The organism is Cytobacillus firmus, assembly GCF_023715565.1.
In the GTDB taxonomy this organism is placed as follows: domain Bacteria; phylum Bacillota; class Bacilli; order Bacillales; family Cytobacillaceae; genus Cytobacillus; species Cytobacillus firmus_C.
Genome location: NZ_JAMBOJ010000016.1, coordinates 35433 through 48268, shown reverse-complemented (window position 1 = coordinate 48268; position 12836 = coordinate 35433). Strand labels below are relative to the sequence as shown.

Genomic DNA, 12836 nt, shown 5'->3' with positions numbered 1-12836 from the left:
AATGAAAGAATTAGTTGGCAGCTGCACTGTTTGCGGGAAAGACCTATACTGTCTTGATGGATTCTTCAACGGAGTCCATAATGAAAAAAATGAAACCATCTGTTTTGAATGTATGGAGAAACAGGAAGAATCCGCAGATTAAGCAACTGCGGATTTCAGTTTGTCGACAAAAGGGCTTCGGAATGCTCTCATTCCGAAGCCCTTTTGTGATTTTCACTCATTTTCCTCTATATACAGATCTTCCTCTGGCCTCCTTCTAGACCATCACCTCAAGCAATTGATATTCCTATTGTATCAAGACTTAGAGAACATGCGATACAAAATTCAGAAAGCCTGTTGATTGGAGTGGAAGGCGCGAAGACTCCCGCGGGAGTGCTGGACAGGTGAGACCCCGCAGGCGCGAACGCGCCGAGGAGGCTCAGCGCCGGCCCGCAGGAAAGCGAAGCGCCTGGAACGGAAATCAACAGCCTCGATTACACGCTAAATAAAAAAACTGCAGACAAGCTCGTTTTTCATCAAGTTTGTCTACAGTCTGGAATCCGCAGATTAAGCATCCGCGGATTTTTTTGTCCCATTTGATTTGTGCATTTTAAAAAATGTTCTTTGCAATATGATATATGTCACTTATTTGAAAAGCTCATGCTGTTAAACTTAAAGTAATTAATAACGATTCTCACTGGCAGGTGATTTTCAGTTAACGAAGGAGAGATCAGAATGGAAAACAAAGTGATTGAACTTGACGTAAGAGAGGATTTAAAAAATAAATTGGAGCCGTTTCAGAAAATCATGTCGGCGATTGCTGAACTTGATATCGATGATGTTTTTATCCTTCATGCTCCGTTTAAACCCGTCCCTCTCTTTGGAGTATTGAAAGCTAAAGGGTTTGAATATAAAGCTGAAGAAATTGAAAAGAAGCATTGGAAAGTGATCTTTACTAAGAGAGGTGCTTCAAAATGAAACTTGATAACCGGGGACTGGAACCGCCTCAGCCGATGATGAGAACTCTGGCAGCTCTTGAAGATCTGCCAGAGGGAGAAACCTTATCCATTATAAATGACAGGAGGCCCATGTTTCTTTATGAACAGCTGGACGAAATGGGCTGCAGGCATGTAACTGCCGAACAGGAAGACGGAAGCTTTTTAATAGAAATAACAAAATAAGCAGGTGATCGCGTTGCTGGCCAATACAAAAAATGAGACCAATATCAAACTTCCCTTTTCATTTATTCTTTTCAGCTTGCTCTGCTTAATAGGATCTATGGCGCTCATTCTTTTTCAAGGGGAATCCATAATTAACAGTCAGTTTCGTATACCCGCCATTTGGTCAGCTGCTCATTTGTTTATATTAGGCTGGGCGCTGATGACAGCAATGGGAGCCATGTATCAGCTCGTTCCGGTGGCTTTTCTTACCCCTATATGGAATGAAAGATTTGGATTTATACAATTTACTGTAACTGCCTTTGGAATATTATATTTTGCGCATAGTTTATTTTATAATCCGGCGGGTGCAATGCTGCCCGGGCTCATTACTTTAACAGGCATCTTAATGTTTCTGCTGCAAATGTTTATGACTTTAAGGCAGCAGGCAAAGCCCAATGTACTGACTCTTTTCGTAGGAACTGCATTGATTAGCCTGTTATCTGCAATTATACTCGGAATCCTTATGGTCTTCAGCATGAAAACCGGATTTATTTCCAGCCATTATCAGGCAGTCTTTAAAAGCCACATACTGCTCGGAACTGCAGGCTGGTTTACACTTCTGATTTTTGGATTTTCCTATAAAATGGTTCCCATGTTTTCCTTGTCCCATGGCTACAGCATGAAGCCTGCCAAATATGTGTTTATGGTGTATGCTGCAGGGCTGGCAGCGGCAGTTATATCTTTTTTCACCGGGAATAATTCGCTTTTAACCATTGCATTAATGATCCTGGCGGGCGGATTTGCATTCTTCACCTGGCACATGCTGCAAATCCTGCAGAAAAGAGTAAAGAAAAAGCTTGATTATTCATTCCGATTTGCACTTCTCGCCATACCTGCAGGACTGGCAATCCACCTTGGAGCTTTCATAAGCTCTCTAATCGGGAGTTTTCAAAATAAGGTTGGGTATCTCGTATTTGCTTATCTCATGCTTTGGGTAGCTTTGAGTATTCTCGGTTATCTATTTAAAATCGTGCCATTCTTGTGGTGGACCTGGAAATACAGCAAAGAGATAGGCAAACGGAGTGTGCCTTCTCTCAAAGATATGATGAAAGACAAGGCATCCATTCCGGTTCTTTCCGCATTCATTCTCGGTATCCTTGGTGTGACAGTCTCCATTGCATATGAACAGCCCGCCCTGTTCCTATCCGGCCAGATTTTAACTGTTGGGGCAAGCATTGTTTTCTGTTATTTGATTATTACTGTTATAAAACAATAGGGGGAATTACCATGAATCGAAAAGAAATAGTCCTCAGTAATCTAAAAAGAGTTATGGATCCTGAATTGAATATAAACGTGGTTGATTTGGGTCTTATTTATGATATTAATATTCCAGAGGATGACAAGGCGGTTATTACCATGACTTTGACAACACCTGGATGCCCGTTGCATGACAGCATAGTCAGTGGAGTTAGATATTGCATTGAAGAACTTGAGCTGTTTTCAGATGTAGAGGTTAACCTTGTCTGGGAGCCTGCCTGGACTCCTGCTCGTATGACACCCGAAGCAAATCAGCTGTTAAGAGGTTAAAAGGAAGGCAGTGCCCGCTTGGGCACTGCCTTAGTTCAGCTTGTTACGGGCTCTGCAGGCAGAACCTTTTTTATCAATTCGCGGACTTCAGGATTTTCATTTTTATTCATCAGAATATGAACGGTCCCTTTGTCTTCATGTGTTCTAATTAATCTTCCAATCCCCTGCCTTAACCGCAGGATCATATATGGAAGATCAACCTCTTTGAAAGGATCAGCCGAACCTTCCCTTTTGGCCGTAAAGACCGGATCGTGCGGAGGGAATGGGAGGCCATAAATAAGCACATTCTCCAGGGATCTGCCCGGTATATCAAGACCTTCCCATAAATGAACAGAGCAGAGTACTGAATGCTCATCATTTTGGAAATTTGATACGAGGCTGCTTATCTCTGCATCCCCTTCAAAAAAGACCGGCACACTTATTTTCCCAGAAACAAATGCTTTGAATTCTGCCAGCTCAGAAGAATTGTTGAATAATACTAAAGCCCGTCCTTCTGTTGCTTTAACTTGTTCGAGAATGTAGTCCATTTTCGAAGTTCCTGATCCCTCTGAAAATTCCGGCATGCGAATGACCATATTTTCTTCATAGTCAAACGGGGAATCTACGGTAAAGGATAGATAATCGTCTACTCCCAGGCTTGTTGCCATATAATCAAAGGACTTATTCTCAGACAGTGTTGCCGAGGAAAAAACATACGGTTTCTTCTGGGAAAATACTTCTTCCCGCATAATATCTTCGACCATTCTAGGCATAATAACCAGAGTTCTTTCCCCATTATTCTCTTCAAACCAGGTGATTCCTTTTAATTCCTTGAGGAACAATGAAAGCGAGTATGAGATTTGCTCAAGATATTCTTCAACAATTTTTAAATCATATTCATTAATGACATACATTTCGCTTTCAAAAACTAATTCTTCCTCAAGTGTATTGATCAAGTCCTGCAGTTTACGTCCTTCTCTCATAACATCTGCAGTTTTTTCAATCGCTTTCTTGTCAGAACCAGTATCACCCGAAGCAGACATGGACAGTGTCAAAAAGAAATGCTCATTCTGGTAAATAGCATCTTCAATAATATTTAACGTTTTTTCACGTACATCATTCGCCATAAGCCTTGTTAGGATGGACTCCAGAATCTGCTCGGAAAAACGATATGTCAGAGCCTTTTGGGATGCATATTCCAGCAGATGTCCTTCATCAAAAACCACACAAGAGCTCTCAGGAAGCAAAGGCAGCTGTCCTTCCCGTTTTCTCGATTCCTTGGTCCAAATATGTTCCATGTAAAAATCATGTGAGCAAATGATCAAGTCTTTTGCGCTGCGGTAATATTCTCTATGGAGAGTTTGACCGCAGCGGTGACGCTTCTCACAAGTGAAACAGTCCTGGATTGAATCCCAAGAGACATTGGTCCAATGCTCATCCGGCAATTCAGGGTAATCTTTCCGGTCACCATATCTTTCAAACTTTTGCATGGATGAGCCTGTTTGAACAAAGTCCGGAAGATCATCAAAAATGTGATTATAGTGATCATGAACATCATTTGCTACGAGCTTGTCCAGCTTGTTTAGGCATAGATACTGATCGCGTGACTTTGCCAGTCTGACATCAATATTTAAGCCTAAAGCTTTTTCCAACTTGGCAATATCACCTTCTTTTTTCACAAGCTGCTCGATTAAAGTTTCATCCGCACAGGCGATAATAGCAGGTTTATTTATGTACCTTGCATAACTGATTGCATATAAAAGGTAAACAATCGTTTTCCCAGTCCCTACACCTGCCTCAGCAAATATAACACTTTTGTCTTTAAAAGCTTTTTCCAGCTGAAAGGCCATAAATATTTGCTCATCCCGAATTTCAAATCCTGCTTCAGGCAATATATCGTAAAAAACATCTCCGATCCACTCACTTAGCTTTTCATAAAAAGATTCGCTCTTGGATACGGCAAAAGGCATCCGGTTCGACATGCTACCCCTCCGTAATTAAAAAGTTAAAGCGCCTATTAGCCAGACGCTCCTGAATTCAGCTCTATCATTATTTCATATATTAGATGTTAATAATCAAATGAACATCATATAATTTTATCTCAAATACAGTAACTGTCAAGATATAACGCCAAACCTGCAAATTTATCAAAAAAACAGGGGTGCTTTAAAGCTGCCCCCTGCTCATTATAAAGTGAAACTTCAATCAGTGGGGGTTTTCCTTATCCCCCACTGATTGTTAGTTGAACCAATCGGGCCTTTACGGGCAGTTTGACCCCCACTTATCTCTTGAAGTGGGGGTCTTACTGCCCGTTAGACTGCGAGAAACGACTAGTTGTAACGTGACATAGAAAATGACAATGCCTGCTGAAGTTCGTCCTGTGCGTTTTTAAGACTCTCCAGTGCCTCTGCTGATGGATCACCGTCTCCGTGTATTGCTTCAAGTGTTCCATTCAGCGCCTGGGAAATTTTATGGAAATCGATGCTGGAATGTTTCATTGCCACCCCTCCTTAGAAAAGCGCAAGCGCCTTGCCCACCCCCGACAATCCCCTCGAGGGGGTAGGCGCTGGAGCTAGACAGCTCTCGAAGTAGAATATAGATTCTGATGTTTTGAAAAAAGAATCAGATAGATATATTCTATACAGTTTCAGGAGGTTTTATGCTTATGCTGCTAATTATTTCTCGGCGGTCTTTTGCCCCAGTACTGATAATAGTCTGTACGGATAAAACCATTGAAGAGCTTTCTTTTTTTAGTTGCTTTTCTTCCATAGTGATTTTCAAATTCCTCGTCTGAAGTCAGGATATAAATGGACCACGTGTCAAGAGGAGCAAAGGCATTTCCCATCTCAGCATACATGCGCTGTACCGCAGCCTTTTCACCAAGGCGCTCCCCATATGGAGGATTCCCGACAATGACACCATATTCCTTAGGAGTCGTAAAATCACGCACTTGCATTTGTTTAAAGTTGATCAAATCACCCAATCCAGCTTCGAAAGCATTTTCTTCTGCTATCTTAACCATCCTGTGATCAATGTCTGCACCTGTTATATCGAGTGGCTGATCATAGTTTGCCAGGTCTTCAGCTTCATTTCTTGCATCTTCCCAGACTTTTTCAGGAATCCAGGACCATCCTTCCGAAATGAATTCACGATTAAAACCAGGTGCAATATTCTGGCCGATTAATGCTGCTTCTATCGGGATAGTGCCGGATCCGCAGAAGGGATCAGCAAATGGTTTATCAGCGTTCCAATTTGTCAGCATAACCAATGCAGCTGCAAGTGTTTCCTTCAGGGGTGCTTCACCCTGCCCTGCACGATATCCCCGTTTATGGAGGCCACTTCCGCTGGCATCGATGGTCAGAAGGGCTACATCCTTATGGAGAGCGACTTCTAATTTAAATAGGGGGCCATTTTCTTCAAGCCAGCCTGTCTTATTATACTTTGTTCTCATCCGTTCCACGATTGCTTTCTTGACAATCGCCTGACAATCGGAAACAGAAAAAAGCTTGGACTTTACAGATTTACCTGATACTGGGAATTCGGCATTTTCCGGCATATACCTTTCCCACGGCAGCGCTTTTGTTTTTTCAAAAAGCTCGTCAAAGCTTGTTGCTTTGAATTCTCCTACTTTAATGCGAACCCGATCTGCTGTTCTCAGCCATAAATTAGACCGGACAATTGCAGCTTCATCGCCTTTAAATGTTATTCTGCCATTTTCAACTTCACATTCATATCCAAGATCGCGCACTTCTTTGGCAGCAAGTGCCTCAAGGCCCATAGCCGTAGTGGCGATTAAATCGTATTTAGACATATATTTTCACCCTAACCTAATTCTTATTTCTATTATGTATACCCTAACTGGGCATAGCAATCAACACTTAAAGTATATCTGTTTATTTCTTTAGCCGCAATGAGACTCTCAGGTCCTCTGCTTAGTCATCTTGAACTCAGCTTTGCTTTATTCTAATAGTTTGTTTCAATAATGAATTAGTCCGTTGATTTCCGCTGCGGGCACTTGCTTTCCGCGGGGAGGAACGGGAGCCTCCTCGGCTTCGCCTGCGGGGTCTCCCGCTCCCTCTCTTCCCGCAGGAGTCAAGCACCCTCCACTCCAATCAACTCAGTAAATTAGACCAATATTTTTAACATCAATTTTTCTGGAACTAGCATATATTTCTTACCAGCCTGCAGCAAAATAAAAAAGCTCTCCCAAAAAGGAGAGCTTGAATTTATAACACTCATACTGTCTCACTAATAACGTTCTGTAAGCCATGTTTTGTACCGTAGTACTGCAAGCGACAAATGTCTCGTACTCAGGTGGCAATCATCTATCTACAGGCATCTGCCTGTCCTTCCCGTTGTTCATTTCCTCAGGGAAAGTGCCCCTACCATCATTTGGGTTTCTCGCTCGCGGGGTTTACCTCGTTCCACCCTTTTCATTTCTGAAAAGGCTACGTCACTGTGGCACTTTCAAGGTATTCATGCCATATCCCGAAGGACTTAGGCATTTTCCCTGCCGTCAGCCGAAGAAACTCCGACTGCCCTAGCTTATGAATTCGCTAGGCACGAACACTACAGGCATCTCAGCCTGTGCGAGCATGGACTTTCCTCTACAATATAAAATATATTGCAGCGATTACCCGAACGCTATTAATGATCACAAAGAATATTATATGTAATCTGTGATAGAATAGCAATGGTTTTAAACTGGAAAGTCCGATAAATACTGTCAATCATACAATTTACTGCCAAAAACGTGTTTTTCCAGGTTTGATAATCTTTTTAGGATGTCAAAATTGGTTGTTCCCGCAGTTTGTGCTGCAGGTCTGCGTGAAGCTTCCTCAACCTGTTTTTTCAGCTTCATATTTTCCAGCTGCAGATCTTCAATTTCCTGATGGAATGCTTCATAGTCTTTAATGACAACATCTAAAAACTTATCCACATCTTCAGGCTTGTAGCCTCTCATGGCTGTCTTAAACTCTTTTTCCAAAATATCTTTTGCAGTTAATTTAATTTTATCGGATAGCATGACACTCACCTCAGTATATCGGCAATCATAATTAATACTATTTTTCCAGAGATATGTACATTTGTCAATTTATCTGAGCATTATTCAAATGTGTCTCTCTGAGAGAATTGTTCTTCTTCTATAATCAATTGTAAATCATAAAAGGTGATTAGTCTAATATCATATTCATTTTCTTCCTGATATTTTTTTGCGGTTTCATACAGATACTTTGGGCTTCCCTCTTTTTCCATATCATAAAACAGCAGCAGAACATCACTTTTACTGATCAAAAAATGATTTTTTAATCTGAACTGCTGCGGGCTTTCATATGGTTTTTTTGTTACTGAATCCACAAAATCTGCCTGAGCCAATATGGATTCATACCATTCCTTGTTGGCATCCTTCCAGGAAACTTCCTGATCTAAAAAGGGAGTAATGACTGCAAGCTTCAGGTCTTCGTAACCTTCAAGCTGAAGATCATATACAACTTCAGCTGCCCAAAGTTCTGCACCAAGCTGCCCGCTGATGATTACCCATTCGAGACCGTCATCCAGCAATGAAAGCAGGCTTTTTCTGATTGCGGTTTTGATATAGCCTGCAGCAGGGTCATCATTTTTAAATATCCCTACCTCAAAAGGCTTATACCCTGAAATAACTGCTACTTTTGTCAATTGCAAAACTCCTTAAAGAAATCTGGCTGGGAATGCTGCCATTTAATAAAAATAAAACAAGGGCAAAAGCCCTTGTTCATTATCTGCCTGAAAAGCCCGGCCCTTGTTTTGGACCCATACCAGTTGATGCTCCAGCTACGCCAGTTCCAGGTCCGCCATATCCCGGACCCATTCCCATTCCTGGGCCCATTCCCATACCTGGACCCATTCCTGGGCTATATGCACCTGCCACACCAGGTCTCGGTCCCATGTTCACATTTGATTGTGTCACCTGGTTAACATTTGACTGCGTTTGCGGGTAAGAGTGCTGATTCTGATAGTTAATGTGGTTTACATGAGTATGATGTGTAGGATGAATGTGCGGAACCACAATGTTCTGGAACGAATGAGTTACACAGCACTTTGTCGGATGAACAACAGCAGGCATCACCTGCGAAGGTCTTGGTCTGCAATACATGTGAAGATCCCCTTTCGAAATTGTTTTTACATTAACAACCTATGTTAGAAAGAGTAATCTTGTACTAATGAAAACACCTATTTTATAGGTACTAGCCTTAGAGCATACTGTAGAAACTGTCTTTTAAATTGGAGAAAACGATTGCAGTAGTGAAAATTACAAGGAAGAATAAAAATAAGATTGCTTTATACATTTTATACCAGCCTCACTATATAAAATTCCTAAAAAAGTACCACACAATTTATAATTTTAACTGTTAGAAGAAGTACATACAACTAGGAAATAGTGGATTTTTTTGTCTGGTATATTAAAATTATGTTACAGAGAGATTTAAGCCTGATTAAATTTTCGTTCAAGCCGTACAATCCGCCGGTGTAGATCTTCCTGTTTTATTTTCAGCTTTTCTGTTCCGGTATCTGCCTCCAGCAGGTTTAACGCTTTTTTCGAGTATTTTAATGCCTGGTCAATATCCTTTAATCGATGCTCATAGATCTTGGCCAGTTCAACACAGGATATTACCTTCATATTGATCAAGCCTTTTTCAGCACTATCCTTCCATAGTTTCGCTGCCTCATCCCAATTTTTATGTTTTTTATGCTCAAAAGCTAATGCAAACCTGGCATCCAAAGCTTCAGAAGACTCTCCTTCAGATATTTTATTGAAGGCAATTGCTGCCTCTGAAGATTCACCCAGTGTTGACAGCCACCTTCCTACTTCATAAACCTCACGGGAAGTCTGTTTTTCATCGAGCTGCAGTATCTGGAAAGAAAGATGTGTATACAGGCTGATCAGGGATAGGATATCAATTTCATTATGCTTTATGATTCCCAGCATGCCTTCAGGATCTTTTCTTTCAATAAAATCAAAATAAATCATTGGTGCCAGAAACCCTGGAATATCGTCTTTTCTTTCAATCCCCAGAACATCCTTCTCCACTGCAGCAAGCTTTATTCTTTCAAGCTTATGCTTCCACATTCTCCTTGCAGCATGATATAAATCAAAATGTCCAAAGGGCGGCAGTTTTGGAACATGCTCCCTTAACAGGGTATGTCTCGTTTTAACCTGCGGCCAGTCGAAAGCTTTCCCGTTATATGTGACCATTGTTGAATAATCAATGCTTTCCAGAAAACTTTTATATAAAGCTATCTCAGCACCCGGCTGAGGAAGAATATGCTGTTTCAGCTTTATTTTGCTTCCCTGCAGGCTGGCTTGGCCAAGAAGGAAAATAGTATTGCCAGTCCCTCCGCCCAATCCGGTTGTCTCTGTATCAAAAAAGAAAAGATTTTCAGGCCCGTGACCGGAAGCAGACAGCGGATGCCTTAAGCTGGAAGAATTCCAGGCATCCACCGCTGCAGTAAACTGCCCAAAAGAATAGATTCCATGCCTGTAATCAAGGCTGTATTCCTTTTCTCTTACAAGACAGTAAGAGTCTTCAAAATAATATGGATAAACCCCTTCATTAGCCCATACTTCTCTGAAAGGAACATCGGTCTTATTCTCCTGCTGTTTTTGGACGGATGAAGGCTGTTTGTCGTTATCTGTCCCAAGATGGCCCTTAAGCCTGTTCAGCTTGTTTTTAATGGACAATTCTATCACCTGCGCTATTAACGCCATTTTTTAAAGAGCCGAGAATCCTGAGTACGTCTTTTTTGGCCGTTTCTGATGAGGTATCTGTTCCTATGCAGGAAGGACAGCCATGGTCACATGCACATCTGCATACCATTTCCATCGTTTCGTTCATGATATGTTCGATTCCCCCGAAAATTTTCTCACTTAATCCTACACCGCCAGGATACCTGTCATAGAAAAAGATCGTCGGCTTTTCATTATGGGCAGCTTTCACTTGCGGGATAACATGAACGTCCTGAGGATCGCACATAACAAATAACGGCACAATATGCTTAAGCGCATGTGCTGTTCCAATGAGTCCCTGTTCAAGCCGGTCCTGCTTATAATTCAGCGACTCCGGGTTAAACGAAAGCCAGGTTGAGCTTGTATGGAGCTCTTCTTCAGGGAGTGTTATTGGACCGGATCCGATATTTTCATGTGTTTCAAACTTGATTTTTTTAAATATTGTTGCCATTGCTACAACACTGACATCTCCAAAGCCAATCTCTCCAATGGATGACGACCTGATTTTATCCTGCTCAAGCACTTTAAGCTCTACTGCCAGATTAGCATCGGTAAAATAGTCCACATCCACTTCCCTGACAAATGCTTTCTTCTCTTCCCAATCAAGCATTTCCACCTGAAACTGGGTTCCCTGATGAAGATAGATTGCCTCATCGTGAAGAAGGGTCATAGCGGAAAAGCGGTCCATCTCACCAATTACTTTTACATTCGCAATATCTGACTGATCAATTATGATAACATTTTCCTGTGATGCTGAACGGAGACTGATGTTGTGGGCAGGAAATGAGTCTTTCATCCAATAAAATTTATCCCCGTTCTGATGAAGCACCCTTTCCTCCGCCAGGTATTCCAATACCTCTTCAGTTTCAAAAGTGCCAAAACATTCCCCGGCATTAAAAGGGAGCTCATAGGCTGCACATTTGATATGATCAACCAGAATAATAAGGTTATCCGGATTTATTCTGGCTGTTTCAGGACTTTTATTAAAAAAGTAATCAGGATTTTGAATAACATATTGATCCAGCGGACTGGAGCTTGCCACCATAATAACAAGCGATTCACCATGCCTTCTGCCTGCACGTCCAGCCTGCTGCCATGAGCTGGCAATGGTACCGGGGTAGCCGGTCATGACACAAACCTGCAGCTGTCCGATATCCACTCCCAGTTCAAGGGCATTTGTGCTGACAACTCCATAGATCTCCCCTGAACGCAGTCCTTTTTCAATTTCCCGTCTCTGGGTTGGCAAATAACCGCCCCTATAACCCCGAATAGCTTTAGGCCCCAGTTTATGTTTGACCAGCTCCTGGAGGTACGTCAAAAGAATTTCGACTCTGACCCTGCTTCTTGCAAATACAATGGTCTGGATTTTATTTTTCAGAAGTTCTCCTGCGAGCTTTCTCGCTTCGAGAGTTGCACTTCTTCTGATATTCAGCGGTTTATTGACGATTGGGGGATTATAAAATACAAAATGTTTCTTCCCGCTTGGTGCTCCATTATTATCCACGAGTTTCATCGGCTTTTCAGTAAGCTTTTCTGCCAGCTCCAGAGGATTGGCTATTGTTGCAGATGTACAGATAAAAATGGGGTCGCTGCCATAAAAACGGCAAATGCGCCTGAGGCGGCGAATAACATTTGCTACATGACTGCCAAATACACCTCTGTAAATATGAAGTTCATCTATGACCACATACTTTAAATTTTCAAACAAGGATACCCACTTTGTATGATGGGGCAATATTGCCGAGTGAAGCATGTCCGGATTTGTAATAACCACATGCCCGGCCCTGCGAACTTTTTGACGGATGTTTGCCGGTGTATCCCCGTCATATGTATAGGAATTTATATCCAATCCGGACTCCTGGATGATTTCATTGATTTCGCTTTTTTGGTCCTGAGCCAATGCTTTTGTCGGAAACATATAAAGCGCCCTTGCATCCGGATCATTTACGATCGTCTGCAGGACTGGAAGGTTGTAGCAAAGCGTTTTTCCAGATGCCGTTGGAGTAACTGCTACCAGACTGTCCCCATTCATGACTGTCTGATAAGATGTTTTCTGATGTGTATAAAGCCTTGAAATGCCCCTTTTTTGCAGTGCATCCTTTAATGATGGATGAATGTTTTCCGGAAGACTGGCAGTTTTAGCCTCTTTTTCTTCTATTGTGTGCCAATGGACAATATTCTCTTTATATTGCTGTTCAGATATTAGCTCTTTCATGATTTCAGGCAAATTTTTTCGCACTTTCATCTATTTCACCTCATGTTTCTATTCTATCGAATAAACGTTCGTTCTAACAGAGCAAACTCTTAATTTCTATTAACTTTTTATGGAAAATTCCTATTAAGCCTTTAAGTCTTTGCTCTTTTTT

General features: G+C 41.7%; 13 protein-coding genes and 1 other RNA gene. 5 read left to right on the top strand and 9 right to left on the bottom strand.

Annotation, left to right across the window (positions count from 1 at the left end; all coding sequences use genetic code 11):
- The first annotated feature begins 1 nt into the window (after nucleotide 1).
- The 5 genes from M3205_RS08470 (at nucleotide 2) to M3205_RS08450 (ending at nucleotide 2726) form a co-directional block, all read left to right on the top strand.
- Complete coding sequence (locus M3205_RS08470; RefSeq protein ID WP_251169493.1) at nucleotides 2–142, top strand: hypothetical protein; 141 nt, start codon at nucleotides 2–4, stop codon at nucleotides 140–142.
- Between the two features lie 572 nt (nucleotides 143–714).
- The gene (locus M3205_RS08465) at nucleotides 715–957 is read left to right on the top strand and encodes a DUF2249 domain-containing protein (protein ID WP_251169492.1); all 243 of its coding nucleotides are present in this window, start codon (nucleotides 715–717) and stop codon (nucleotides 955–957) included.
- Nucleotides 954–1160, top strand: coding sequence for a DUF2249 domain-containing protein (locus M3205_RS08460; RefSeq protein WP_076260609.1), 207 nt, complete (start codon nucleotides 954–956; stop codon nucleotides 1158–1160). Before M3205_RS08465 ends, M3205_RS08460 begins: the two co-directional genes overlap by 4 nt.
- Nucleotides 1161–1173: 13 nt before the next feature.
- Nucleotides 1174–2415 (top strand): hypothetical protein, encoded by a 1242-nt coding sequence (locus M3205_RS08455; protein WP_251169491.1) that lies wholly within the window; start codon nucleotides 1174–1176, stop codon nucleotides 2413–2415.
- Nucleotides 2416–2426: 11 nt separating this feature from the next.
- The gene (locus M3205_RS08450) at nucleotides 2427–2726 is read left to right on the top strand and encodes a metal-sulfur cluster assembly factor (RefSeq protein ID WP_251169490.1); all 300 of its coding nucleotides are present in this window, start codon (nucleotides 2427–2429) and stop codon (nucleotides 2724–2726) included.
- Nucleotides 2727–2761: 35 nt separating this feature from the next.
- Here M3205_RS08450 and M3205_RS08445 read toward each other — a convergent pair whose 3' ends face one another.
- From M3205_RS08445 to M3205_RS08400, 9 genes are all read right to left on the bottom strand, one after another.
- Nucleotides 2762–4687 carry an ATP-dependent DNA helicase gene (locus tag M3205_RS08445; RefSeq protein ID WP_251169489.1) on the bottom strand — a complete coding sequence of 642 codons (1926 nt, stop codon included), beginning with the start codon at nucleotides 4685–4687 and terminating at the stop codon, nucleotides 2762–2764.
- Between the two features lie 348 nt (nucleotides 4688–5035).
- On the bottom strand, nucleotides 5036–5203 hold the full coding sequence (locus M3205_RS08440; RefSeq protein ID WP_179289030.1) for a hypothetical protein: 168 nt from the start codon (nucleotides 5201–5203) through the stop codon (nucleotides 5036–5038).
- Nucleotides 5204–5376: 173 nt separating this feature from the next.
- Nucleotides 5377–6516: a THUMP domain-containing class I SAM-dependent RNA methyltransferase gene (locus tag M3205_RS08435; RefSeq protein WP_251169488.1), complete on the bottom strand. Its 1140-nt coding sequence runs from the start codon at nucleotides 6514–6516 to the stop codon at nucleotides 5377–5379.
- Between the two features lie 446 nt (nucleotides 6517–6962).
- Nucleotides 6963–7350, bottom strand: an RNA gene (rnpB, locus tag M3205_RS08430) — RNase P RNA component class B.
- 81 nt (nucleotides 7351–7431) lie between these two features.
- The gene (gene gpsB / locus M3205_RS08425) at nucleotides 7432–7731 is read right to left on the bottom strand and encodes a cell division regulator GpsB (RefSeq protein ID WP_095244639.1); all 300 of its coding nucleotides are present in this window, start codon (nucleotides 7729–7731) and stop codon (nucleotides 7432–7434) included.
- Nucleotides 7732–7811: 80 nt separating this feature from the next.
- Entirely contained in the window at nucleotides 7812–8381 is a 570-nt protein-coding gene (locus M3205_RS08420) for an SLOG family protein (RefSeq protein WP_251169487.1), read from the bottom strand.
- A 79-nt stretch (nucleotides 8382–8460) separates the two neighbouring features.
- Nucleotides 8461–8838, bottom strand: coding sequence for a CotD family spore coat protein (locus tag M3205_RS08415; RefSeq protein ID WP_095244641.1), 378 nt, complete (start codon nucleotides 8836–8838; stop codon nucleotides 8461–8463).
- Nucleotides 8839–9168: 330 nt separating this feature from the next.
- Nucleotides 9169–10425: a ribonuclease H-like domain-containing protein gene (locus M3205_RS08405; protein WP_251169520.1), complete on the bottom strand. Its 1257-nt coding sequence runs from the start codon at nucleotides 10423–10425 to the stop codon at nucleotides 9169–9171.
- Entirely contained in the window at nucleotides 10415–12715 is a 2301-nt protein-coding gene (locus tag M3205_RS08400; protein WP_251169486.1) for a DEAD/DEAH box helicase, read from the bottom strand. The genes M3205_RS08405 and M3205_RS08400 overlap by 11 nt, the downstream gene beginning before the upstream one ends.
- Between the last annotated feature and the right edge of the window lie 121 nt (nucleotides 12716–12836).